Source organism: Haemophilus haemolyticus, assembly GCF_003351405.1.
Lineage (GTDB): Bacteria > Pseudomonadota > Gammaproteobacteria > Enterobacterales > Pasteurellaceae > Haemophilus > Haemophilus haemolyticus_N.
In genome coordinates, this window is sequence record NZ_CP031240.1 from 378,658 (window position 1) to 403,063 (window position 24,406).

At 38.6% G+C, this 24,406-nt stretch carries 21 protein-coding genes and 1 pseudogene; 10 read left to right on the forward strand and 12 right to left on the reverse strand.

The features are described 5' to 3' along the window. Nucleotides 1-32: 32 nt before the first annotated feature. The 8 genes from yajC to uvrA form a co-directional block, all read right to left on the reverse strand. The gene (gene yajC / locus DV427_RS01775; RefSeq protein WP_114891105.1) at nt 33-326 is read right to left on the reverse strand and encodes a preprotein translocase subunit YajC; all 294 of its coding nucleotides are present in this window, start codon (nt 324-326) and stop codon (nt 33-35) included. A 107-nt stretch (nt 327-433) separates the two neighbouring features. Further along, the gene (locus DV427_RS01780) at nt 434-655 is read right to left on the reverse strand and encodes a sulfurtransferase TusA family protein (protein WP_114891106.1); all 222 of its coding nucleotides are present in this window, start codon (nt 653-655) and stop codon (nt 434-436) included. After that, a complete protein-coding gene (locus DV427_RS01785; protein WP_114891107.1) occupies nt 652-1,170 on the reverse strand; it encodes a hemerythrin domain-containing protein in 519 nt (172 codons plus the stop codon). The genes DV427_RS01780 and DV427_RS01785 overlap by 4 nt, the downstream gene beginning before the upstream one ends. Before the next feature lie 64 nt (nt 1,171-1,234). Then, nucleotides 1,235-2,383: a tRNA guanosine(34) transglycosylase Tgt gene (gene tgt, locus DV427_RS01790; protein ID WP_114891108.1), complete on the reverse strand. Its 1,149-nt coding sequence runs from the start codon at nt 2,381-2,383 to the stop codon at nt 1,235-1,237. 344 nt (nt 2,384-2,727) lie between these two features. Then, the gene (gene queA, locus DV427_RS01795) at nt 2,728-3,819 is read right to left on the reverse strand and encodes a tRNA preQ1(34) S-adenosylmethionine ribosyltransferase-isomerase QueA (protein ID WP_114891109.1); all 1,092 of its coding nucleotides are present in this window, start codon (nt 3,817-3,819) and stop codon (nt 2,728-2,730) included. Between the two features lie 118 nt (nt 3,820-3,937). Further along, complete coding sequence (locus DV427_RS09580; RefSeq protein ID WP_050541608.1) at nt 3,938-4,339, reverse strand: YadA C-terminal domain-containing protein; 402 nt, start codon at nt 4,337-4,339, stop codon at nt 3,938-3,940. Between the two features lie 203 nt (nt 4,340-4,542). Beyond that, on the reverse strand, nt 4,543-4,986 hold the full coding sequence (locus DV427_RS01805; RefSeq protein WP_114891110.1) for a hypothetical protein: 444 nt from the start codon (nt 4,984-4,986) through the stop codon (nt 4,543-4,545). 154 nt (nt 4,987-5,140) lie between these two features. Further along, nucleotides 5,141-7,972, reverse strand: coding sequence for an excinuclease ABC subunit UvrA (uvrA, locus tag DV427_RS01810; protein WP_114891111.1), 2,832 nt, complete (start codon nt 7,970-7,972; stop codon nt 5,141-5,143). 151 nt (nt 7,973-8,123) lie between these two features. Here uvrA and DV427_RS01815 point away from each other — a divergent pair, with 151 nt between their 5' ends. Then, complete coding sequence (locus DV427_RS01815) at nt 8,124-8,630, forward strand: single-stranded DNA-binding protein (protein WP_114891112.1); 507 nt, start codon at nt 8,124-8,126, stop codon at nt 8,628-8,630. A gap of 69 nt (nt 8,631-8,699) precedes the next feature. Here the strand turns inward: DV427_RS01815 and DV427_RS01820 are convergent, their stop codons facing one another. From DV427_RS01820 to DV427_RS09475, 3 genes are all read right to left on the reverse strand, one after another. Beyond that, on the reverse strand, nt 8,700-10,550 hold the full coding sequence (locus tag DV427_RS01820; protein ID WP_114891113.1) for a monovalent cation:proton antiporter-2 (CPA2) family protein: 1,851 nt from the start codon (nt 10,548-10,550) through the stop codon (nt 8,700-8,702). Nucleotides 10,551-10,675: 125 nt separating this feature from the next. Then, nucleotides 10,676-12,145: a surface lipoprotein assembly modifier gene (locus DV427_RS01825; protein WP_114891114.1), complete on the reverse strand. Its 1,470-nt coding sequence runs from the start codon at nt 12,143-12,145 to the stop codon at nt 10,676-10,678. 89 nt (nt 12,146-12,234) lie between these two features. Further along, the gene (locus tag DV427_RS09475) at nt 12,235-13,488 is read right to left on the reverse strand and encodes a hypothetical protein (protein WP_205334663.1); all 1,254 of its coding nucleotides are present in this window, start codon (nt 13,486-13,488) and stop codon (nt 12,235-12,237) included. A 254-nt stretch (nt 13,489-13,742) separates the two neighbouring features. On the opposite strand from DV427_RS09475, the gene DV427_RS01835 reads away from it, so the two are divergent. Genes DV427_RS01835 through DV427_RS01850 form a run of 4 tightly spaced genes read left to right on the forward strand, consistent with a single transcriptional unit; the run spans nt 13,743 to nt 19,638 of the window. Continuing rightward, nucleotides 13,743-14,195, forward strand: a complete 453-nt coding sequence (locus DV427_RS01835) for a DUF441 domain-containing protein (protein ID WP_005642705.1) — start codon at nt 13,743-13,745, stop codon at nt 14,193-14,195. Then, complete coding sequence (locus DV427_RS01840; RefSeq protein WP_114891115.1) at nt 14,196-14,570, forward strand: DUF423 domain-containing protein; 375 nt, start codon at nt 14,196-14,198, stop codon at nt 14,568-14,570. Next, nucleotides 14,567-18,475: an ATP-dependent RNA helicase HrpA gene (hrpA, locus tag DV427_RS01845; protein WP_114891116.1), complete on the forward strand. Its 3,909-nt coding sequence runs from the start codon at nt 14,567-14,569 to the stop codon at nt 18,473-18,475. Before DV427_RS01840 ends, hrpA begins: the two co-directional genes overlap by 4 nt. Nucleotides 18,476-18,531: 56 nt before the next feature. After that, nucleotides 18,532-19,638 (forward strand): pentapeptide repeat-containing protein, encoded by a 1,107-nt coding sequence (locus tag DV427_RS01850; RefSeq protein WP_114891117.1) that lies wholly within the window; start codon nt 18,532-18,534, stop codon nt 19,636-19,638. Nucleotides 19,639-19,895: 257 nt separating this feature from the next. Here DV427_RS01850 and DV427_RS09650 read toward each other — a convergent pair whose 3' ends face one another. Further along, nucleotides 19,896-20,060 carry a helix-turn-helix domain-containing protein gene (locus DV427_RS09650; protein ID WP_420920540.1) on the reverse strand — a complete coding sequence of 55 codons (165 nt, stop codon included), beginning with the start codon at nt 20,058-20,060 and terminating at the stop codon, nt 19,896-19,898. A 25-nt stretch (nt 20,061-20,085) separates the two neighbouring features. Between DV427_RS09650 and DV427_RS09655 the strand changes: the two are divergent. From DV427_RS09655 to nrfD, 5 genes and pseudogenes are all read left to right on the forward strand, one after another. Beyond that, nucleotides 20,086-20,187: pseudogene (locus DV427_RS09655) on the forward strand (DUF3418 domain-containing protein); the annotation flags it as partial. Between the two features lie 255 nt (nt 20,188-20,442). Next, complete coding sequence (nrfA, locus tag DV427_RS01860) at nt 20,443-21,969, forward strand: ammonia-forming nitrite reductase cytochrome c552 subunit (RefSeq protein WP_114891118.1); 1,527 nt, start codon at nt 20,443-20,445, stop codon at nt 21,967-21,969. A gap of 76 nt (nt 21,970-22,045) precedes the next feature. Then, nucleotides 22,046-22,696 carry a cytochrome c nitrite reductase pentaheme subunit gene (nrfB, locus tag DV427_RS01865; RefSeq protein WP_005634454.1) on the forward strand — a complete coding sequence of 217 codons (651 nt, stop codon included), beginning with the start codon at nt 22,046-22,048 and terminating at the stop codon, nt 22,694-22,696. Continuing rightward, entirely contained in the window at nt 22,693-23,370 is a 678-nt protein-coding gene (gene nrfC / locus DV427_RS01870) for a cytochrome c nitrite reductase Fe-S protein (RefSeq protein ID WP_111696352.1), read from the forward strand. Before nrfB ends, nrfC begins: the two co-directional genes overlap by 4 nt. Further along, nucleotides 23,367-24,332, forward strand: coding sequence for a cytochrome c nitrite reductase subunit NrfD (gene nrfD / locus DV427_RS01875; protein WP_114891119.1), 966 nt, complete (start codon nt 23,367-23,369; stop codon nt 24,330-24,332). The genes nrfC and nrfD overlap by 4 nt, the downstream gene beginning before the upstream one ends. Nucleotides 24,333-24,406: the final 74 nt, after the last annotated feature.

Below are 24,406 nucleotides of genomic sequence, written 5' to 3' on the forward strand. Positions count from 1 at the left end.
TCGTGGCTCTGGAAAATAATTTAACGTTACTCTTAAAGTGATTTTAATGAACCTTTAGGAAGAACGCTCACAATGTAGTTACGATTAATCGTAATTTCTGTCGTGTCGTTTAACGCAATCACGATACTATCGCTACCTTCGGTTACTTTAGTAATTTTGCCGATTAAACCACCAGCGGTTAAAACTTCAGTACCCTTTGCAAGCTCAGACATCAATTTTTTATGTTCTTTATTGCGTTTAGCTTGCGGGCGATAAATCATAAAGTAAAAAATTAAACCAAAGATCACGAAAATAAATAACGTGGATATCGGGTTTTGTGCTTCCATTGTGTTTTCCTTATTAATTTAAGTTAAAAATTTTGCGTAAAATACCATAAATTACTTCATTGGGAAAGGCGAACCACGCCCAATATCTTAGGTTATGGCAATAAATTTTATTTTTTCAAGATAACAATAAATTCTTTTTCCGAAGCGTAATATTGCTCGACCAAAGCAACCGAATTTTCTTCTGCAAAAATAGAAAAATTTTCCACCGCACTTTCAAAGTTTAAGATCAACATTAGCTCATCATTTTTATCCAAATTTTTTAAGGCTTTTTTGGCACTTAAAAGAGGAATTGGACATCGAAGTGTGGTTAAATTGAGCTGATATTTCATTCTTTAATTTGACGACGAGCACTCATTCTCTTGCCCATTTCAGCCAAAATATCCGCACTTAAGCATTCACGCCCCATTTCAAATAACGGTTCTTCTAACGCAATATGACGCTCATAACCTTGAACAAAGCGTTCAATTAAATGTTCATCAATATTTTGACGTTGTTCAGAAATAAGCTCTTCTAACTGCGCAGATAGTGCATTCCAATTTTCATGCAAATATTCGTGCTGTTGTTCTAATTCATCAATGGAGCTTTGTGCTTGCGGAGCCACTTTGACTAATTGAGGGAAAAAATCTAATTCTTCATCCTCATGATGTAGCGGAGCGGCACGATTGAAATAAGTTAAAATTTGCTCAACATCATTTAATACAGCCTGAGTATAGCCGTGTTTTTCTAGATAATCAGGCAAAATGCTTAACTGACGACAAAAACGTTTTACCTTACTATGACAGGCATAAAGCATTTCAATAGGTTCATTCCAGGTGGCGAATTGTTGAGGTTCAAGAATTTGCATAAGCTTTCCTTTGTTAAAAAGTGCGGTCAAAAAACGCTTCATTTTTCTACCGCACTTTCATCAATTATGATTTATCCGCTAATTGTAATGGTGGAACAGGTTTGCCCATGCGAGCATAGAATTCCATCACAAAATCATCAAAACGATCGTCTTCAATCGCTTGACGAATTTCCGCCATTAAACGTTGATAATAGCGTAAATTATGAATGGTATTTAAGCGTGCACCTAAAATTTCACCGCACTTATCTAAGTGATATAAATAAGCTTTGGTATAGTTTTTACAGGTGTAGCAATCACATTCAGGATCTAATGGGCTCGTATCATCGCGATATTTTGCATTACGGATTTTAACAATACCATCAGTCACAAATAAATGACCATTACGTGCGTTACGGGTCGGCATTACGCAGTCAAACATATCAATACCACGACGCACGCCTTCCACTAAATCTTCTGGTTTACCTACGCCCATTAAATAACGCGGTTTATCAGCAGGGATTTGTGGGCAAATGTATTCTAAAATACGGTGCATGTCTTCTTTTGGTTCGCCTACCGCTAAACCGCCCACTGCATAACCGTCAAAGCCAATATTTACTAAGCCTTCCAATGAGACTTTGCGTAATTCTTCAAATACGCCGCCTTGGATAATACCGAATAGCGCATTTTTATTGCCTAATTCATCAAAGCGATCGCGGCTGCGTTTTGCCCAACGAAGAGACATTTCCATGGATTTTTTCGCATAATCAAACGTTGCAGGATAAGGCGTACATTCATCGAAAATCATCACGATATCAGAACCTAAATCATATTGAATTTCCATAGATTTTTCAGGCGAAAGGAAAATGCGCTCACCGTTAATTGGATTTTGGAATTTCACGCCTTCTTCGGTGATTTTACGTAATTTACCTAAACTAAATACTTGGAAACCGCCACTGTCTGTCAAAATCGGGCGATGCCATTGCATAAAATCATGTAAATCACCGTGTTTACGCATCACTTCCTGTCCAGGACGAAGCCATAGATGGAACGTATTACCCAGTAAAATCTCTGCACCTGTCGCACGCACTTCTTCTGGTGTCATGCCTTTTACTGTTCCATAAGTACCCACTGGCATAAATGCAGGGGTTTCTACACTGAACGTGCCTTGTGGACGTTCAAATACCAAGCGACCACGACGGGCATTGCCGCTTGTTTTATCTAATTCATACTTCATTTTTGCTCCAACGAATAAACAGTTCGAAGATTTTTTTGAACAAAAAAGCCTGTTAAAAAATACAGGCTTTGTGCTATCATATTTCCAATGCTCTTTGAGCAGAGGCGGATCTGCTAAAATCAGTCCGCCAGTATGCACCTGACGGGCTGTTTGAGTAGATCCTTCATTTGTAATCAAATTGAGGATAAAAACTATGATTAATCTCATTATTAAACTAATCATTGTTATTCTACTTTGCCTACTATTGAAAGGTAGCGCTGGCTAGGTAGATTCTCCGACAAGGGATGGTTACCGCCATCCCTTGTTCTTTATTGTAGGTGCTGACTAATTACAAGTCAAACAACTTATTCCAATCCTCTCACATTAGAATTTTTATTAATAAACATCGCATCGCCATAACTAAAGAAACGATATTTTTCTTGCACTGCATGTTTATATGCATTCATGGTATTTTTATAACCAGCAAAAGCTGAAACTAACATAATCAGTGTGCTTTCAGGTAAGTGGAAATTAGTAATTAAACAATCCACCACTCGGAATTTTTTTCCTGGATAAATAAAAATAGAGGTATCAGAAAAATAAGGCTCAATTAAATCTGGATTACCAAATTCTTCCGCAGAAAGCGCCGCACTTTCAATAGAACGAACAGAAGTCGTTCCCACTGCAATAACACGTTTACCCGCTTTCTTTGTTGCAATAATAGCATTACAAACTTCTTGAGAAACTTCTACGTATTCTGCATGCATCACATGATCTTCAATATTCTCGACACGAACTGGCTGAAATGTTCCTGCGCCTACATGCAATGTGATAAATTCAAAATTCACACCTTTCTCTTTAAGTTTTTCAAGCAAGGGATCATCAAAATGTAACCCTGCCGTTGGTGCTGCTACAGCACCCGGTACTTTACTATAAACCGTTTGATAACATTCTTGATCGGCTTCTTCATCTGGACGGTCGATATAAGGCGGCAATGGCATATGTCCAATGGCTTGCAACACATCTAAGAGAGCGGTTGATTTATCACTTAATTCCACTTCAAACAATGCACCATGACGCACTGTCATTACCGCTTTAATTCCATTATTTTCGCCTAATTTATCTTCACCTAAAAATAATTCAGCTCCTTCTTTTGGTGATTTTGATGAACGAATATGCGCTAAGAAACGATGCTCATCTAGCATGCGTTCAACTAAAACTTCAATTTTACCACCGCTGGCTTTACGCCCAAACATTCTTGCAGGAATGACGCGAGTATTATTGAAAATCAATAAATCGCCTTCATCAATTAAATCCAATACATCTGAAAAAGTGCGGTCAATTACAGCCCCATTTTCCCCATTCAAATGCAATAAACGGCAAGATGCTCTATCCTCTTTTGGATAGCGAGCAATAAGTTCATCAGGTAAATCGAAATTAAAATCTGAAACACGCATAATAAAGTTTAGGTTAAATAAAATAGGTAGTAAATCTAGTTTGGCTTAAGACAAAGCTAAATAAAAATAAAAAATCTAGCCAGTAAAAAATGGCTAGATTTTCTATTATAAAGTCTAATTACCATTCAAAATCAACTGCGGCATTATAGGCTGAAGAATTGTGTTCACTCAAGGCAATCCCTACTTTTGCAGCAAATTTCTCATTAAATCGATATCCAGTTCCCACTGCAATAGCATGCTTAGGTCCATACCCGCCAACAGCAGCTGTAACATTAAAATGTTTTATATTGTAGGGTTGAAATAAACCAGCTAAGGCAGCTTGCTGTGCTAAACCTCTATCAACTCTACTTTCTAATGCATTATGTCGTTTTACTAAAGCTTCATGTTTTTGCGGTGGGAAGAGAGGTAGATTAACGTTCTCAACATTACGATTATTGGTAGCATATCCAAACGCATTTCCAGAGAACATTGCCAAAGAAATAAGTGATATTAAAGATAGTTTGATAAGTTGTGATTTCATAAGAAACTCCATTTTCTTTATTTTTCGATTACATAACCAAAATTCTCTACAATCTTACACCAGGGAACTCTCAACTACATATTCTAATACTTTTTAAATAAAAAAACACAAAATACTCATCTTTATGGGCTTTTTATTCCTAATATCTTCTTAGCTTTTGGCAATAAAAAATGGCTAGCAATTATGCTAGCCATTTTGATGAATTATAAATTTGCTTTTTTAGTTGCTTTTGCGTTTACATCACAGTTTTTGATGATGATCTTATCGCTAGTTTTGCCTTTTTGAATTAAATTCACTGGCACAACAGAATCAAATTTATCTAAAGTTAAACCACTATCTACATTCCAAACATAGTCACCAGAAGTGAAACTTGTAAAATCCTTTTGTGATTTATCACGAGCAAAATCTTTTGCAATAATTTTGTTACCTAAACTAACCATTGCCGCAACTGGCTCTTGGTTTTCAAATTGATACACTGCAGTCACAGTTTTTTTGTTGCAAGAATAAACTACTGTTTTGTCAGTGATAGTTGACGCAGTTTGAGCAGCCATTTGAGTCGATGCATTTTCCATTATTGGCGCATCTTTTGCACATGCAGATAATACAACAGCGGCAGCAAATGCCGGTAAAACTTTAGTGAAGTTCATTATTAAATCCTCTTAATTAAGCCCCAATCTGAGGCGCTACTTAGATACGTTTAATTAAATAAAGTTCCCAATGTTAAATCAAAAAATCTATTAACATGAAACTAAATCCTAATTGTCATTTTACGACTTTTTATACTAAAAGTGCGGTAATTTTTTAATGTTTTTCTAAAATCGGTTTGAGGAATCTGGCAGTATGAGATCCTTCGACTTTAGAAACTTCTTCAGGCGTGCCAGTAGCAATAATTTGTCCGCCACCGCTTCCCCCTTCAGGGCCAAGATCGACAATCCAGTCTGCCGTTTTAATCACATCAAGATTATGTTCAATGACGACAATAGTATTTCCTTGATCGCGTAATCGATGCAGTACTTCAAGTAATTGCTTAATGTCAGCAAAATGCAAACCGGTAGTCGGTTCATCTAGAATATACAAGGTTTTACCCGTATCACGTTTTGAAAGCTCAGTCGCTAGCTTAACGCGCTGCGCTTCACCGCCTGAAAGTGTTGTGGAAGATTGGCCTAATCGAATATAGGATAATCCCACATCCATCAAGGTTTGTAATTTTCTTGCAATCATTGGAATTGCATCAAAAAACTCGCGAGCCTCTTCCACCGTCATATCTAAAACTTGATGAATCGTTTTGCCTTTGTAACGAATTTCTAAGGTTTCGCGATTATAGCGTTTACCTTTACATTGGTCGCAAGGGACATAAACATCGGGTAAAAAATGCATTTCAACTTTGAGTACACCATCGCCCTGACAGGCTTCACAGCGCCCACCTCGTACGTTAAAGCTAAAACGTCCAGGATTATAACCACGCGCACGCGCCTCTGGCACACCTGCAAAAAGTTCACGAATCGGAGTAAATAAGCCTGTATAAGTGGCTGGATTTGAACGTGGCGTGCGTCCAATCGGGCTTTGGTTAATATCAATAACTTTATCGAAATATTCTAATCCCTCGATAGACTGATAAGGTGCGTAATCCGTCTTTTCTGCTCGATTTAATGCATTTTGCGCAAGTGGAAATAAAGTATCATTAATCAGTGTCGATTTTCCTGAGCCTGATACACCAGTTACGCAAGTAAACAAACCAACGGGAATATCTAAATTCACATTTTTTAAGTTATTACCCGATGCTCCTTTAAGCTTGAGCCATTTTTTCTTATCAAGTGCGGTGCGTTTTTTAGGAATTTCAATTTTATCTGCTCCTGATAAGAATTTTCCTGTGATGGAATTTGGATTCAGCATAATTTCATCAGCGTTTCCTTGCGCAATAACTTGTCCGCCATGCACACCGGCACCAGGTCCAATATCAATAATATGGTCAGCCGCACGAATCGCGTCTTCATCGTGTTCCACGACAATTACCGTATTACCAAGATTACGCAGATGAATTAACGTGTTAAGTAAGCGTTCATTATCACGTTGGTGCAGGCCAATCGAAGGTTCATCTAATACATACATTACACCAACAAGCCCCGCACCAATTTGGCTAGCAAGGCGAATACGTTGTGCTTCACCACCTGAAAGGGTTTCAGCTGAACGAGAAAGAGAAAGATAATTCAAACCAACGTTCACTAAGAACTGCAAACGCTCGCGAATTTCTTTAAGAATTTTTTCCGCAATTTGCGCTTTTTGACCAGTTAAAGAAAGTGCGGTGAAAAATTCGAGCGATTCACCAATACTTTTTTCTGCGATCATCGGTAAATTCGTTTTTCCGATATACACATTCCGCGCTTCTGGTCGTAAACGAGATCCGCCACAGTCTGCACAAGGTCGATTGCTAATATTTTTCGCTAATTCTTCTCGCACCGACATTGATTCCGTTTCTTTATATCGGCGAGCCATATTATTCAAAATACCTTCAAAAGGATGCTTGCGAATAACCACATCGCCACGATCATTCATATATTGGAATTCAATTTCCTCTTTACCTGAGCCATGCATAATGATGTGTTGAATTTTCTTTGGCAAAGATTCATAAGGGGCTTCAACATCAAAATTATAATGTTTCGCCAATGAGGTGAGCATTTGATAATAATAGAAATTACGACGATCCCAACCTTTCACCGCACCACCGGCAAGGGAAATAGTTGGATTTTGCACCACACGATCTTCATCAAAATATTGTTGCATCCCCAAACCATCACAAGTAGGACAAGCTCCAGCAGGGTTATTAAAGGAAAATAAACGAGGTTCTAATTCTGGCACAGAATAACCACAATGCGGACAAGCAAAATTTGCCGAAAAAACTAATTCTTCCGCTTTAGGATTATCCATATCTGCCACAATCGCGGTGCCACCTGAAAGCTCTAATGCGGTTTCAAAAGACTCCGCTAAACGCGTTGCTAAATCTGAGCGCACTTTAAAGCGATCAACCACTACTTCAATAGTATGTTTTTTCTGTAACTCTAATTTGGGCGGATCAGATAAATCACAAATTTCGCCATCAATACGTGCTCGAATATAACCTTGCGCAGCAATATTTTCTAAAATCTTAACATGTTCACCTTTTCGATTTTTGACAACTGGCGCAAGTAACATCATCTTGCTGTCTTCTGGCAAACTTAATACCTTGTCCACCATTTGACTAATCGTTTGAGCCGTTAATGGAACATCATGATCTGGACAACGTGGCTCCCCTACTCGGGCAAACAATAAACGTAAATAATCGTAAATTTCCGTAATTGTTCCCACCGTAGAACGTGGATTGTGTGAGGTAGATTTTTGTTCAATCGAAATTGCAGGGGAAAGTCCCTCAATAGAATCCACATCAGGCTTTTCCATTAAAGATAAAAACTGACGTGCATACGCCGAGAGAGATTCAACATAGCGGCGCTGACCTTCCGCATAAAGTGTATCAAACGCTAAAGAGGATTTTCCCGAACCTGAAAGTCCAGTGATCACCACAAGTTTATTGCGTAGAATAGTCAGATTAATATTTTTCAGGTTATGGGTTCGCGCCCCGCGAATATCGATATTTTCCATAAAATAGCTCAAAAGAATGAAATAAGTTTAAATTCTGCGATCATTATCGCATATTTTAATATCTGTGCAAATATCCAGTTAAAATATATAGATCTTTTGAAAAATTTCAGGCAAAATAACCGCACTTTTTTAGATAAAAATGAGGTTTTTTATGGCTGGAGTTAACAAAGTCATTATTGTAGGTCATCTAGGCAATGATCCTGAAATTCGTACCATGCCGAATGGCGATGCCGTAGCAAATATTAGCGTAGCAACCAGTGAAAGCTGGAACGACCGTAATACTGGCGAGCGCCGTGAAGTAACGGAATGGCACCGCATTGTATTCTATCGTCGTCAAGCGGAGATTTGTGGTGAATATTTACGTAAAGGCTCCCAAGTTTATGTGGAAGGTCGTTTACGTACCCGTAAATGGCAAGATCAAAATGGTCAAGATCGTTACACCACAGAAATTCAAGGCGATGTAATGCAAATGCTTGGTGCGCGCAATCAAAACGCAGGTGGTTACCCTAGTGATATGGGAGCTGCACCACAACCTTCTTACCAAGCTCGTCAAACTAACAATGGTGGTAATTATCAATCATCTCGCCCTGCGCCGCAACAAGCTGCACCACAGGCTGAGCCACCAATGGATGGATTCGATGACGATATTCCGTTCTAATTCAAACGAACTCAAAACAAAAAGGAAGCAATTTGCTTCCTTTTTTAGTTGAAATGCATTGAAATCATTTTACGAATTATTATTTGACGTTTCTTCAGATTCCTCAATCAATATTCCTGCAGTTTCATCATTTAATGCTTGAGCATCGACATGAGGTTTAATGAATGGTTTTGGCGTCCAATATTTTTTTAAGATTTCATTAGAAAAACCATGCAAAACTTCCTCGTTTAGACGTTCTTGATCTAATGCTCTAACTTCTTTAATAACTTCATCAGCCTCAATCTTATCAATACCAAGTTTCATTAGTGTTGCTTGGCTAAGGGCAATGGCGGATTCAAAAGTTTCACGTACAATAAAATCTACATCTTGCTTAATTAGGCTCACAGTCGTTTTTCTATCATAAGTGCGGGTTAAAATCGGCAGGTTTGGATAAGCCCCTTTAAGTTGGCTCACAATCGTTTCAATGCGATCTGTATCATTAATACCAATCACGACACATTTCGCTTTTTCAATTCCCGCGGCGTAAAGTACATCCAAACGAATACCATCACCATAATAGACTTTAAAACCAAATTTTGCCGCAGCACGGATATTTTCTATATTACGATCAATCACTGAAACGCTGATGCCACGGATTAATAATGTTTGACATACGATCTGGCTAAAACGCCCAAAACCAATTACAAGCACATTATCTTCTAAATCATCAATAGGTGACAGATCGCTCGTATCTGGTTGATTCGCTGATTTTCTCTCTCCACATTGCGCTAATTTACGCGTAATTTGTGTAATAAATGGAGAAAACAACATGGAAATAATTACCGCAGCAGTAAAAGTGGCATTTTCATGGTTGCTCATTACGCCTGCTGTCGTTGCGGCAGAGAAAAGTACGAAAGCAAATTCACCACCGTGCGCCAAGAGTGACATTCTTCCCACTGCTTCCCTATGTTCTAAGCGAGTAATTCGAGCAACGACATACACAGAAAGTCCTTTGCCAATAATATAAAGGAATACAATTCCGAGTAGTAATAACCAGTGATTAAACACTAAGCTCAAATCCAATGACATGCCCACGCCCATAAAAAATAGGCCAAGCAATAGGCCTCGAAATGGCTCGATATCCGCTTCTAATTGATGGCGGAACGAAGACTCTGACAGCATGACTCCCGCTACAAATGCCCCCATTGCCATTGAAAGTCCACCTATTTCCATGGCTAATGCTGCGCCAAGTACAACTAATAAAGCAGCCGCTGTCATCATCTCGCGAATATGTGCTTTAGAAATTAATCGGAATAACGGATTCATTAGCCATTTGCCCGCAACAATCAAGCCGATTACCGCACCTAATGCGATGCCGATTGACATCCAATCGGTATGAGTGCTTTCTTCAGAATGAGGCGCAAGAAACGCCACTGATGCCAATAATGGCACAATAGCAATATCTTCAAAAATTAAAGTCGAAATAATTCGCTGACCTTTAGATGTACTGGTAATGCAACGTTCTTCCAAAGTTTGCATCACTATCGCGGTTGAAGAAAGTGTAAATCCCATGCCTGCTATAAACGCCACTTCTTTCGGTAAATCGAGCAAATAAATCCCCGCAAAAGTAAGCAATACACCGCAACCCCCAACTTGCAACAAGCCCCGACCAAAAATTGCTTTTTTCATAGACCAAAGCCGTTCAGGGTGCATTTCAAGCCCAATAATGAACAAGAACATCACGACACCCAATTCAGCCAAATGCACGACTGAAGCCGGTTCTTGAATAACACCGAACACTGAAGGACCAATCATACAACCTGCTACCAAATACCCAAGCACACTACCAAGCCCTAGGCGTTTAAATAACGGTACAATAGTCACGCTCGACGCAAGCAAAATTACGGTTTTAATCAGATCTGAATCGGCAAGATGGGACATTAATAGCTCCAATGATGAAATGGAATATAATTGTATTCTAACTAGTTTCCTTTAAATAAAAAAGTGAGCATATCTCATATTATGCTCACTTTAGAAATGGATAAACCTAAGTTCAATTAATTAACTCAGAATGTCTTTTCAAACAACATATTCACATTCTTCTGTGTGTAAGAATACATTTCTGGAATATTGCTATCTTGTTTACGCCAGCTTAATTGGAGTTTTGGTGTAATTCCCCAAATATGCCAATCGCGTTTCCATAGGGATAAATTTATGCCGTAAATTTTATCTTCTCGACGTTTTCCAAAAGAAAACAAATTGAGATTACCAAGTTTGGCAATATCTTTAAATTCACGTTTCATTATGGATAAGCCGAGACGTGAGGAAATGCCCCAATTCCATTCTTGTCCCCAACCTAAACGTAAGCTTTTACTGTCTGAACCATATTGACGAACCTTCGTTCTTTCTGCCATAAAATCAGAACCGAGGTAGAAAAACTGTTTCGGTGTTCTTGCCCACAGTAAGGTTGCGGAAATCAGTTTGTTATTACCGTTTTGTGATGTACTGTCTAAATAACGTTGTTTTGAAAACTCTCCCGCCGTAAAAAGTTGCCAGTTTGGACTTAACCAACGAGAAAATTCCACCCTTGCCCCATTAGACCAACGGTAACTTTCGCCGCCATACCAACGTTTTTCATAAAAGGGTTTAATACGGAAATTTTGCTTTGCGGTTTTATGTGCATAGCCAACAAAAGTGCGGTTGGAAATATCATCAAATTTATGATTATCCCAGTAGCTCTTTCCCCCAAACTCATTGCCCACCGTGAGGTAATTAGAGCTCCATAAATTAAAATCTCTCGAAATATCGAGTGAATACGCCAAACCGTGTGCTGTTTGTGGCATCATCGATTCCGAACGTGTTAAGGTGCCACCATTATTTAATGCGACCGTTTTGCCCTCACCAACATTATTGACATTGGTATCACGTACATAATTAAAGGAAAAATCCACATTCCAGCTATCACGTTCTTTTAAAGCCTCTAAATAAGCATCCATTAAACGCTTAACTTGAGGCGGTAAATCACCCGCGGTTTGCGCTTTTTCAAATTGGTCTTTAGCAGCACCGTCTTGTTTTTGATTGAATAAAGCGATAGCCAGTTCAATTCGTACAGGGTTTAAATTTGGATTTTTGGCTAAAATTTCGCGATATTTATCAATAGCTACAGTATAGTTTTCCGTTATCGCAGCCAATTTTCCTTCCGCAAAGCGTTCCATAATCGGGTCACGATTTGGAAAAGTGCGGTAAATTTCCAGCAATTTTTTTATCATTTCTGGATTGCGTGCGTAAATGGCACGGCTTAATAATTCGTGGGTTAAAGCGGGGTTTTGTTTAAGTTGCTCAAGGGTAATTTGAATTTGTTCGACTTGCTCTGTGCCTAAGGGCGGTAAATTTTGTTCGCGTTTTTCAAGTTTGGCGACATTAATTTGTGGTTCAAGTTCGGTTTTAATTGGTGTTTGACGAATATCTAGTGCCGTTGTTTCTGCTAAAGCAAGAGCGGGGAAAAGTGCAGTAAAAAAGAGAGCAATACTTTTCATAAAATGAGTAACTTTAAGTAAATATTTATAAACAAACAATAAGTTGAAAAATGGCGGACAAAAATCCGCCAAATATTGTTTTATAACGATTATTTAGGTTGAGGTTGTTTGGTTGCATCAAAAAAGGCTTCATAGCCAAAAAGATATTTTATTGCACCATCTTTGCCTGCAACGGTTGGATACATACCAGAATCTGGATCAAAAATATAGTTCACACGTCCAACTATGTCGCTACCATCTTTTGAAATAGTAGCAGAATAACTACCTGTAGCCTCATCCCCAAAATCTACATGACCATTATTCACTTTATTTTCTGTAATCTCTTTTTCTCCCAACGTAACTCTACCTACGGTTGTACTATCGATAGTTCCCGACATTTTAAATTTATCAGAAGAATTTTTTTGAACATTAAGTGTAACATCACCGTCTTCACCTGTCGTCGTTCGTGCGTAGCGTTCCTCGTCAGAGTTACTAAGCTTAACTTTTGCAAATACTTTACCGTTATAAGTTGCATTAACTAAATCGCTAGATTTACCAGCTACTACAGGTTGAGAAAACAGCGTTTTAAGATCATCGTATGAAGATGCTGCTGGTTTAGCTGCTGCTTCTGCTTTAGCTGCTTCTGCTTTAGCTGCTTCTGCTTTAGCTGCTTCTTCTGCTTTAGCTGCTTCTGCTTTAGCTGCTTCTGCTTTAGCTGCTTCTGCTTTAGCTGCTTCTTCTGCTTTAGCTGCTTCTGCTTTAGCTGCTTCTGCTTTAGCTGCTTCTGCTTTAGCTGCTTCTGCTTTAGCTGCTTCTGCTTTAGCTGCTTCTTCTGCTTTAGCTGCTTCTGCTTTAGCTGCTTCTGCTTTAGCTGCTTCTGCTTTAGCTGCTTCTTCTGCTTTAGCTGCTTCTGCTTTAGCTGCTTCTGCTTTAGCTGCTTCTGCTTTAGCTGCTTCTGCTTTAGCTGCTTCTGCTTTAGCTGCTTCTGCTTTAGCTGCTTCTTCTGCTTTAGCTGCTTCTGCTTTAGCTGCTTCTGCTTTAGCTGCTTCTTCTGCTTTAGCTGCTTCTGCTTTAGCTACTTCTGCTTTAGCTGCTTCTTCTGCTTTAGCTGCTTCTGCTTTAGCTGCTTCTGCTTTAGCTGCTTCTGCTTTAGCTGCTTCTTCTGCTTTAGCTGCTTCTGCTTTAGCTGCTTCTGCTTTAGCTGCTTCTGCTTTAGCTGCTTCTGCTTTAGCTGCTTCTGCTTTAGCTGCTTCTGGTTGAACTGGTATTGGACGAGCATCTCCAGAATTTGAAGTAGATTTACAAGCAGCCAAACTTAGTGCAATACACATCGCTAATGCGGTTGTTTTTAACGTTGGTTTCATAACTTTTTCCTTTAAATATAAAGATATAGACTAACGCTTTCATTGAAATCATACTGACTACATGATGCCTCATTAACAATGAATTCCAATAAAAACGCCCAGCATGATAAACAAAAAAAAACAAAAAATAAATGAAAACTATTAATATTTGTTGATTCTAAATACAATTTTCTAAATAAACGGCGTGTACAGTCATTCCATGTATTTTCATGATAGAATGCTGCTTAAAATTTTTTTCACCGCACTTTTTAAGTATGTCGTTACAATTCAATATAATCGCCTTGTTATTGGTGATTTTAATTATTCTCGGGTTACTCAGTCACAACAGCGCAATTACCATTTCAGCTGCTGTATTACTTATCATGCAGCAAACTTTTTTATCTTCACACATTCCTTTGCTTGAAAAATATGGCGTTAAAATTGGTATCATTATTTTAACCATTGGGGTTTTAAGCCCCTTAGTTTCAGGAAAAATTCAGTTGCCTGATTTATCAGGTTTTCTTAGTTGGAAAATGGCACTTTCCATTTCTGTTGGTGTGCTTGTGGCATGGCTTGCTGGCAAAGGTGTTCCTTTAATGGGCGAACAACCGATTTTAGTCACTGGCTTGCTTATCGGCACAATTATTGGTGTAGCATTTTTAGGTGGAATACCTGTTGGTCCACTTATTGCTGCAGGTATATTAGCTTTACTTTTAGGGAAAATTTAAATGAAAAACAAATACCTTACTCTTGCTGCTTTAAGCGGTTTCTTCTGTGTCGCACTAGGCGCATTTGCGGCTCATGGCTTAAGCCATATATTAGAAGCTAAAGCATTATCATGGATTGATACGGGTTTAAAATATCAAATGTTCCATACCATTGCAGTACTTGCCGTTGCATTATCTGCTTTAAGTGACAACAAATTCGCCCGATTATCCATGTCTTCTTGGTTAATTGGAACCTTATTATTTAGCGGAAGTTTATACGCACTCGCTTTCGGAGCAAGCAATGCAATAGTGTGGATTACGCCTATTGGCGGAACTTTATTTTTAATCGGATGGATTAGCTTAGCTTACGGAAGTTTCAAAAATAAATCGCTATGAAAAACAGATCGGCAAAACACGCATTAACACCTTTACAACAATCTCTTTTTTCTCAATTACATGACATCATGTTGGTGGATCAACGTCGCTTATCCGCCCGCATTCATGGTATTGGAAAAATTAAAAGCCAAGAGGCTCAACAAGCAGTTGCTGCAGAAATCCAGCTGCAGATTGAACAGGCTCAATTACGTGTAGAAAATCGTAAAAGTGCGGTGCAAAATCCCATTGTTTTTCCAGAGAGTTTGCCGGTTAGTCAACGTAAAGCTGAAATTCAAAAACTGCTTTCTGAGCATCAGGTCATCGTGGTGGCGGGGGAAACTGGTTCAGGTAAAACCACCCAATTGCCGAAAATGTGTTTGGAATTAGGTTTCGGCAATTTGGGAATGATTGGTCATACTCAACCTCGTCGTATTGCTGCACGCTCTGTGGCGGCGCGTATTGCGGAAGAACTGGAAACGGAGCTTGGCGGTTTAGTTGGTTATAAGGTTCGTTTTAACGATCAAATCAGTGATGATACGCAAATCAAGTTGATGACCGACGGGATCCTGTTAGCAGAAATTCAAAACGATCGTTTTCTCAATCAATATTCTTGTTTGATTATCGATGAAGCGCACGAACGTAGCCTAAATAACGATTTTATTCTCGGTTATCTGAAACAGCTTTTACCACGTCGTCGTGATTTAAAGGTCATCATCACTTCTGCAACCATTGATGTGGAACGCTTTTCTAAACATTTCAACAATGCCCCGATTATCGAAGTCTCGGGCAGAACCTATCCCGTTGAAGTACGCTATCGTCCCGTAGTGGAAGAAGATCAAGATCAGCTACAAGTCATTCTTAATGCGGTGGATGAACTGCAAGCAGAAGGTCGGGGCGATATCTTGATCTTTCTGAACGGTGAGCGTGAAATTCGCGATACGGCCGAAGCTTTACAAAAACAAAATCTAAAACACACGGAAATTCTACCGCTCTTTGCACGCTTGTCTGCGCAAGAACAAAATAAAATTTTCCATCCGAGCGGTTTAAATCGCATCGTGTTGGCTACCAACGTCGCAGAAACTTCATTGACCGTGCCAGGCATTAAATATGTGATTGACCCAGGTACTGCGCGAATTTCCCGTTATAGCTATCGCACCAAAGTACAACGTTTACCGATTGAACCTGTTTCACAGGCATCCGCTAATCAGCGTAAAGGTCGTTGTGGTCGTGTGAGCGAAGGGATTTGTATTCGTTTATATTCGGAAGAGGATTTTAATTCTCGTCCGGAGTTTACCGATCCTGAAATTCTGCGCACCAATTTAGCCTCCGTTATTTTGCAAATGACGGCATTGGGCTTGGATAATATTGAAGCCTTCCCATTTGTGGATGCGCCAGATAAACGCCATATTCAAGATGGTATAAAACTGTTGGAAGAATTAGGTGCGTTTGAAATGGTTCGCACTAAAGCGGGCGAGAAACGTCAATTAACCACAGTAGGGCGTCAATTATCTCAACTCCCTGTGGATCCTCGTTTAGCGAAGATGTTGCTGACCGCTGTCTCACAAGGTGCCTTGCATGAAGTGATGATTATTGTCGCCGCGTTATCCATTCAAGATCCGCGCGAGCGTCCACAAGAAAAACAACAAGCTTCCGATGAAAAACATCGTCGTTTTGCCGATAAAAAATCGGATTTCTTGGCTTTCCTCAATCTTTGGCGTTACCTACAAGAACAACAAAAAGAATTGAGTAAAAACCAATTCCGTCGTCAGTGCCAAAAGGATTTCTTAAATTATTTACGTATTCGTGAATGGCAAGATATTTATCATCAAATTCGTTTAACTGTACGTGAAATGGGCTTGCCGATTAATTCTGAAAAAGCAGAATATCAGCAAATTCATACCGCACTTTTAAGCGGATTGCTTTCTCATATCGGTTTAAAAGAAGCGGAGAAACAACAATATCTTGGCGCACGTAATGCCCATTTTGCAATTTTCCCTAATTCTGTACTTTTCAAAAAACAACCGAAATGGGTGATGGCGGCAGAGTTAGTGGAAACCTCCAAACTTTGGGGGCGCATGGTAGCGGAAATCGAGCCAGAATGGATTGAGCCACTTGCTGAGCATGTAATTAAAAAATCCTATTCCGAACCACGTTGGTCGAAATCTCGTGGCGCGGTGATTGCAGACGAAAAAGTGACGCTTTACGGTGTGCCGATTGTGGCTGCGCGACCAGTGAATTACGGCTCTATTGATCCAACAGTAAGCCGCGAAATCTTTATTCAATCTGCCTTAGTAGAAGGGGATTGGAATACCAAACATAAATTCTTCAAAGAAAATCAACGACTCGTTCGAGAAGTAGAAGAGTTGGAACACAAAAGTCGCCACCGAGATATTTTGGTGGATGATCGTACGCTTTTTGAATTTTACGATCAGCGTATTGGCACAGAAGTGGTTTCTCAAAAACATTTTGATACCTGGTGGAAAAAGGCGGAAAAACAAGATCCTGAGCTACTTAATTTTGAACGCTCATTTTTGATTAATGATGATGCAGAACAAGTGAGCAAGCTGGATTTCCCGAATTTCTGGCATCAAGGCAATTTAAAACTCAAATTAACTTATCAATTTGAACCGGGTACCGATGCGGATGGTGTGACAGTACATATTCCGTTGCCATTGCTCAATCAAGTGGAAATGACCGGCTTTGATTGGCAAATTCCAGGCTTGCGTGAAGAATTGGTGATTGCGTTGATTAAATCTCTGCCGAAATCTTATCGTCGTAACTTCGTGCCTGCACCTAATTATGCTCAAGCCTTTTTAAGCCGAGCTGTGCTATTGGAAAAACCGTTATTAGATACTCTGATTTATGAATTGCGTCGTATGACAGGCGTCACCGTAGAAGCGGAACATTGGAATTGGGAACAAATTCCAAGCCATTTAAAAATGACGTTCCGCGTGGTGGATGAAAACGGCAAGAAAATTGCCGAATCCATGAATTTGGATGAGCTGAAATTTAACTTAAAAGATCGTGTTCAGGAAAGTATTTCTGCTGTGGCAGATGATGGTATTGAACAAAGCGGGTTGCATATTTGGAGCTTTGCAGAACTGCCACAATGTTATGAACAAAAACAACGCGGTTTTAGCGTCAAAGCGTTCCCAGCCATTGTAGATGAAAAAGATGCCGTAGGTATTAAACTGTTTGAAACAGAGTTTGAGCAAGCGGTGGCGATGCAGCAAGGTTTACGCCGCTTGTTGTTGCTCAATGTACCGTCACCGATTAAATATTTGCATGAAAAATTGCCGAATAAAGCCAAATTGGGGTTGTATTTTACCCCGTTCGGTCGTGTGTTGGATTTGATTGACGACTGTATTGCTTGTGCGGTGGATAAACTGATTGATGATTTTGGCGGTTTTGTGTGGGATGAAACCGGCTTTGAAAAATTGCGCGATTTCGTGCGAGAAAACCTTAACGAAGTGACCGTGGATATTGCACAGAAAGTGGAGCAAATTCTCTCCCTTAACCATGCCTTAAACCAACGTTTAAAAGGCAAAATGGATTTCACTATGGCCTTTGCCTTTTCCGATATTAAGGCGCAATTAAGCGGGCTGATTTACCCAGGTTTTGTGCAAAAGAGCGGTTATGATCGCCTACCGGATTTACAGCGTTATCTGCAAGCCATTGATAAACGTATTGATAAACTGGCTCAAGATGTAAATCGAGATCGTGCCGCAATGCTACGCGTGGAACAAGTGCTACAGGCTTACCAACAACTTCTTGCTAAGCTCCCAAAATCCAAACCGATTTCGGATGAGGTGGCTGAGATTCGCTATATGATAGAAGAATTGCGTGTGAGTTTATTTGCGCAGCAATTAGGCACGAAGTATCAGGTGTCGGATAAGCGGATTTTGAATATTATAGGTAGCGTATAGCTTAGTAATATAATTAATAAAAATATTTTATTTTTTTGTGAAAAATTGGAGCATGTATGAAAGATTTTTGGAATCAAATTCCGAATTGGATTAAAGTTATCTTATCATCTTTAATTTCTATCTTTATTCTTGTGCATTTTGAATCCTTATATTCATTATTTAGTTATGTTTCTAATGATGAAATTATTAAACAAGGTGGTTTTTGGACTTTATTCTCATTAATTTTTTCAGCGCCAATTGCTTTCGCTATTTGGAGTTTTAGAGACCGAAATGCTACAGATCAAATTAATAATGCTCGCAAAGATACTAATCTTAAAGAGTATCATAAGATTGTAGAGTGGATTACGAGTAAGGATAGCTCTGAAGAGCTAAAGATTTCAGCTATATATTATTTAAAAAGATTTTATGAGGATAAATCTCTAGGTTTTCAACAGGCAGCTTTACATCTTTTATTGTCTACTTGGGAATCTATGCAAAAAAATGAACTAGAAAAATTAAAGAAAGTTAATGATAAAGCGGAAGCTAAATCCATAATTAATTCTTTAAGAGAAAATGGTAATAGCCCGTTAGGTATTGCAATTACTAAAGTTTTATTAAGCAATGAGGGAAAATGTATACTGGCTTATCCTGAAGTATTTTCTATTATTTGTCTTGCTGGCATGAATTTTTATTTGCCTGGTTTATCAAATGATATTGTAAATAATCTTTTTAATAACAAAAAAATAAAATATTCAGGAATTCAATTACAGGGGTGTCAATTTAGGTGCATTAATTTAGAAAATCTTGACTTTTCTAATTCTAATTTTCAGGGAACAGAATTAGGGAATATATATGACAGTTCTGAAGTCAGTGTTTGGAATAATATTAATTTTTGTAAATGCAACTTTAGCTATTCAACATTTAATGAAATTGAGCTTAAAAACTGTGATTTTTCAGATGGTAACTTTAGGAATGTAAAGTTCTATAAATGTGATATTGATGATTCAACAAGGTTTAATAGTGTAACTTTATTTGGTTCCTCACTGAGATTAACCCCCTTACCTCAACATGAAGCATTTTCGGCCAGTGCAGTTGGTGAGGAAGATCTGTTAAATTGGAAATATGAAGCTAACGGAACATATACTATAGAAGAGCTTAAAAAGCTCGGTATAATAGTTTATTGAAATAGTATTACAAGTTAAGAAGATACTTATACTATTTTTTTATCATTTAGTATATATGATAAGACAAGGGGTCTGAATAATGACTAGATATAGAGATTACTCATTTATAGTGATCTATTTAAAAATAGTATAGGTACATATGTTTGCGATATAGGCCCAAGAGTACAGTGAATTATCGTTCTGTTATCAAGATTTTTTGATTGTTTTCTCAAGTTTTTCAACCTCAAAAACACTTTCAAAATCTACCGCACTTTTTCTTATCGAAACTCCACATAAATCTTCTTTCCTAATCCTTCTGCAATACGTTGTAAAAAGGCAAGTGAGGTTTTTGGGTTGCCTGATTCAAAACGGCTAATAGCACTTTGGGCGATGCAGTTTTTTCTGTAAAACCTTTTGGGGTGAGTTGCTATTCTTGACGGGATTTAATGATTTAACGAATAAATTTAATACGTGATAGAAAAATTACGAGTCAGTTTATTTGCTCAACAGCTGGGAACAAAATATCAAATATCGGATAAAAGAATAGCAAATATTATTAGTCAATATTAATGATAATAATACTCAAAATTAAGGCGGTATAAACCGCCTTAATTTATTCAAAACACCAAATACCTCTTTGTAAGTATTTTGAGAAATAATGTTGATCAATCTCACATTTTTTAGTTATACGAGTGGAAAAACTTTTTTCTTTTGGTATCTTACGCGCGAGTAAATCTATATCCACACATTTTATGTAGTATTAAGAATAATTCTCAACTTTCTATTTAACCTAACCTTTTTATTACAACAAATGGAGTGATTATCGTGAACGCATTCAAAAAAAGCCTCATTGTGGCAGCGTCTTTCGCGAGTTTAAGCTTATTTAACTCAGCGGTAGCTGATATGGTTTATAAGCCATTAGAACAACCTGTTGAACCAGTAAAACCAGATTTGAAAATTGAATCTGTAAATGAAAAATTTGCAGAAAAATATCCAAATCAATATAACAGCTGGCGTTCAACCGCAAACGGCAAAGGCGAAAAAATTATTTATGCCGATGAAGAAAATCCACGCTTAATCGTTCTTTGGGGCGGTTATGCATTTGCAAAAGAATATAATGCACCGCGTGGTCACTTTTATGCAGTCACTGATGTTCGTAGCATTCTGCGTACTGGTGCACCAAAAACTGCAAATGATGGTCCACAACCAATGGCATGTTGGACATGTAAAGGCCCAGATGTTCCACGTTTAATCGCGGAATGGGGTGAAAAAGATTATTTCAATGCGAAATGGGCAAAAGGTGGTCCAGAAATCGTGAACTCAATCGGTTGTGCAGACTGTCACGATACGACCTCTAAAGATTTTGCTGAAGGCAAACCAGCATTACGTATTGCTCGTCCACACGTATTACGCGCGCTTGACGCTTTAGAAAAAGCAACTGCTGAAAAAGATAAAGCAGAAGGTCGCCCACACAATAATTTAAGTTTCAACACTGCAGCTCGTACTGAAAAACGCGCTGAGATCTGTGCAAACTGTCACGTTGAATACTACTTCGCAGGCGATATCAAACAAGTAACCTTCCCTTGGAATAAAGGTCAAACTGTTGATGATATTGAAAAATATTACGATGAAATTGGTTTTAGTGACTGGACTCATAGCCTTTCTAAAGCGCCAATGTTAAAAGCGCAACACCCTGACTTTGAAATTTGGTCTTTAGGTATGCACGGTAAAAATGGTGTAACTTGTGTAGACTGTCACATGCCAAAAGTACAAGGTAAAGACGGTAAAGTTTATACTGATCACCAAATCCAAAATCCATTTGATGCATTTGACCGCACTTGTGCAAACTGTCACGATCAAAGCAAAGAAAAATTACGCGATATCGTCACTTCACGTAAAAAAGAAGTGAAAGATGTAATGGGTCGTTTAGAAGAGCAAGTTGTTAAAGCTCACTTTGAAGCGAAAGCAGCTTGGGATGCAGGTGCAACTAAAGAAGAAATGGAAGCAGCATTAATGGATATTCGTCATGCTCAATGGCGTTGGGATTATGCTGCAGCAAGCCACGGTGGCCATATGCACGCACCTGAAGTAATGCTTCGTGTATTAGGCTCTGGCTTAGATAAAGCAGCGGATGCTCGTACTAAACTTGCAGCAATCTTAACTAAACACGGTGTGAAAACTCCAGTTCAAATCCCAGATATTTCAACAGCAGATAAAGCGTGGAAAGTAATGGGTATTGATATCGAAAAAGAACGCAAAGCTAAAGAAGAATTCTTAAAAACTGTGGTACCACAATGGGAACAACAAGCTAAAGAAAAAGGCTTATTAGTTGATCCACCAGCACAAAAATAAATGAAAAATCCACCGCACTTTTAAGTGCAAACTAGAAAGTGCGGTGATTTTCAAGGTCAAATTTGAGGTAACCCAAATGAATTTAACTTCTTTAATCAACAAATCTGCAAAAGCGTTAGCGTTAAGTGCGGCATTTGTAGCAGCGCCATTTTTGGCTCATGCTGATGATGCACAAAAACCTGCGGATCATTTTACTTATGAACCGCAATTAGATAACCAACGCGATCCAAATCAATATTGCGCTAAATGCCATAAATTCGACAAAGTAGATAAAAACCAAACTGTAGATCAGTCTGGTGGCGAACTCCACTTTGGTAAATTCCATGGTGCACACTTAGATAAGAAAAATCCAAATAACGGTAAAGCAATTACTTGTGTAAGCTGTCACGGTAACGTTTCTGAAAACCACCGTCGTGGTGCTAAAGATGTTATGCGTTTTGAAGGGGATATTTTCGGTAATAAAAAACCGATGTATTCAGTTCAAGAACAAAACCAAGTTTGTTTTGCTTGTCACCAACCTGACAAACTTCGTGAAAAACTATGGGCGCATGATGTACACGCAATGAAATTGCCTTGTGCAAGTTGCCATACGCTTCACCCTAAAGAAGACGCAATGAAAGGTATTCAACCAAAACAACGCGTTAAACTTTGCGTAGATTGCCATGGTGAACAACAAAAACGTAAAGCTGAACAAGATAAACTAACCGAACAAAAGGATAAACAATGACAGCCTGCTCACGCCGAAACTTTGTTTCCGGCATGGGGGCTGTGATCCTTGTGACGGGAACATCTTTACCTTCTTTTTCGAAAGAAGACAAGGCGGATAAACCTAAACGTTACGCAATGGTACACGATGAAAATTCGTGTATCGGCTGTACAGCCTGTATGGATGCATGCCGTGATGTAAACCAAGTGCCAGAAGGCGTTTCTCGCTTAGAGATTCTACGCAGTGAACCTTACGGTGAATTTCCAAATCAGGAATATGAGTTCTTCCGTCAATCTTGCCAACATTGTACAAATGCACCTTGCGTAGCAGTTTGTCCAACTGGTGCATCTTTTATTGATAAAGAGACTGGTATTGTAGATGTGCATAAAGATTTATGCGTAGGCTGCCAATACTGTATAGCAGTTTGCCCATATCGTGTACGTTTTATTCATCCAGTACATCGTACCGCAGATAAATGTAACTTCTGCCGAGATACAAATTTAGCCAATGGTAAACAACCGGCTTGTGTGGAAGCGTGTCCAACCAAAGCATTAACCTTTGGCGATATGAATGATCCAATGAGTGCAGTTTCACGTAAAGTGAAAGAAAAACCGGTTTATCGCACTAAAGTGGAATTAGGTACACAACCAAACTTGTACCACATTCCATTCCAACATGGGGAGCCTAGAAGATGACATTAGATTATCCAGTTCCATTTCATACTCCTAATCTAGTGTGGGATTCTACCATTGCGATCTACTTGTTCTTATTGGGGATCTCATCTGGTGCGGTACAGTTAGCAATTGCGTATAAACGCAGTAATAAAATAGAAAATCTAAGCCAAAACTGGATTATTCGATCTGGGGTAATTTTAGGGTCTGTACCAACATTAATTGGTTTAACGCTATTAATTTTCCACTTGGCTCGACCTTGGACATTCTGGAAATTGATGTTTAACTATCAATTTAACTCCGTAATGTCGATGGGGGTAATGCTATTCCAAATTTATATGTTGTTTTTAGTAATTTGGGGTGTGGTGATTTTCAAAAAAGAAATCGAAGTATTAATTAATCGCTTTATGCCAAAACTACAATTTGTGATAAAACTCATCGGTATTGTAGAACGTATTGTCAGTCCAGTTGAAGTTATTCTTTTCATATTGGCTGCAGTGCTTGGTGCATACACTGGTTTCTTACTTTCTGCATTAATTAGCTATCCAATGTTGAATAATCCTGTATTACCTGCATTGTTCTTAGCCTCGGGTACATCATCTGGTATTGCCGCAACCTTCTTAATTATCTTGATTGCAGGAAAATTAAAAGGTGATTCTCACGAATCGCACTTCATCCACAAATTCGAAGTGCCAATTATGGTGACAGAACTTGGTTTGCTTGTATGTTTCTTCGTTGGCTTACATTTTGGTGGCGGCCAAAAAACAGTTGCGTTACATAATGCATTATCTGGTTTCTGGGGTGCGGTATTCTGGATTGGGGTATTCTTTATTGGTATCTTGATCCCATTAATCGCCAATATGTTTGTTAATGACCGTTTGAAATACAATCGTAACTTTATTATCTTGGTGTCAATTTTTGACTTAATTGGGGTATTCTGTTTACGTTTCTTTGTTTTATATGCGGGACAATTAACAGTAGCATAAATCAGAATTATGTGTATAAGAAAGGCGTATTAATAAATACGCCTTTTTTCTTATTTAAATTATTATTCAATAAC

What these genes read in the sequence shown, in the direction of transcription:
- yajC (WP_114891105.1), bottom strand. Translation starts at nt 326, where the DNA reads ATGGAAGCACAAAACCCGATATCCACGTTATTTATTTTCGTGATCTTT.
- DV427_RS01780 (WP_114891106.1), bottom strand. Translation starts at nt 655, where the DNA reads ATGAAATATCAGCTCAATTTAACCACACTTCGATGTCCAATTCCTCTT.
- DV427_RS01785 (WP_114891107.1), bottom strand. Translation starts at nt 1,170, where the DNA reads ATGCAAATTCTTGAACCTCAACAATTCGCCACCTGGAATGAACCTATT.
- tgt (WP_114891108.1), bottom strand. Translation starts at nt 2,383, where the DNA reads ATGAAGTATGAATTAGATAAAACAAGCGGCAATGCCCGTCGTGGTCGC.
- queA (WP_114891109.1), bottom strand. Translation starts at nt 3,819, where the DNA reads ATGCGTGTTTCAGATTTTAATTTCGATTTACCTGATGAACTTATTGCT.
- DV427_RS09580 (WP_050541608.1), bottom strand. Translation starts at nt 4,339, where the DNA reads ATGAAATCACAACTTATCAAACTATCTTTAATATCACTTATTTCTTTG.
- DV427_RS01805 (WP_114891110.1), bottom strand. Translation starts at nt 4,986, where the DNA reads ATGAACTTCACTAAAGTTTTACCGGCATTTGCTGCCGCTGTTGTATTA.
- uvrA (WP_114891111.1), bottom strand. Translation starts at nt 7,972, where the DNA reads ATGGAAAATATCGATATTCGCGGGGCGCGAACCCATAACCTGAAAAAT.
- DV427_RS01815 (WP_114891112.1), top strand. Translation starts at nt 8,124, where the DNA reads ATGGCTGGAGTTAACAAAGTCATTATTGTAGGTCATCTAGGCAATGAT.
- DV427_RS01820 (WP_114891113.1), bottom strand. Translation starts at nt 10,550, where the DNA reads ATGTCCCATCTTGCCGATTCAGATCTGATTAAAACCGTAATTTTGCTT.
- DV427_RS01825 (WP_114891114.1), bottom strand. Translation starts at nt 12,145, where the DNA reads ATGAAAAGTATTGCTCTCTTTTTTACTGCACTTTTCCCCGCTCTTGCT.
- DV427_RS09475 (WP_205334663.1), bottom strand. Translation starts at nt 13,488, where the DNA reads ATGAAACCAACGTTAAAAACAACCGCATTAGCGATGTGTATTGCACTA.
- DV427_RS01835 (WP_005642705.1), top strand. Translation starts at nt 13,743, where the DNA reads ATGTCGTTACAATTCAATATAATCGCCTTGTTATTGGTGATTTTAATT.
- DV427_RS01840 (WP_114891115.1), top strand. Translation starts at nt 14,196, where the DNA reads ATGAAAAACAAATACCTTACTCTTGCTGCTTTAAGCGGTTTCTTCTGT.
- hrpA (WP_114891116.1), top strand. Translation starts at nt 14,567, where the DNA reads ATGAAAAACAGATCGGCAAAACACGCATTAACACCTTTACAACAATCT.
- DV427_RS01850 (WP_114891117.1), top strand. Translation starts at nt 18,532, where the DNA reads ATGAAAGATTTTTGGAATCAAATTCCGAATTGGATTAAAGTTATCTTA.
- nrfB (WP_005634454.1), top strand. Translation starts at nt 22,046, where the DNA reads ATGAATTTAACTTCTTTAATCAACAAATCTGCAAAAGCGTTAGCGTTA.
- nrfC (WP_111696352.1), top strand. Translation starts at nt 22,693, where the DNA reads ATGACAGCCTGCTCACGCCGAAACTTTGTTTCCGGCATGGGGGCTGTG.
- nrfD (WP_114891119.1), top strand. Translation starts at nt 23,367, where the DNA reads ATGACATTAGATTATCCAGTTCCATTTCATACTCCTAATCTAGTGTGG.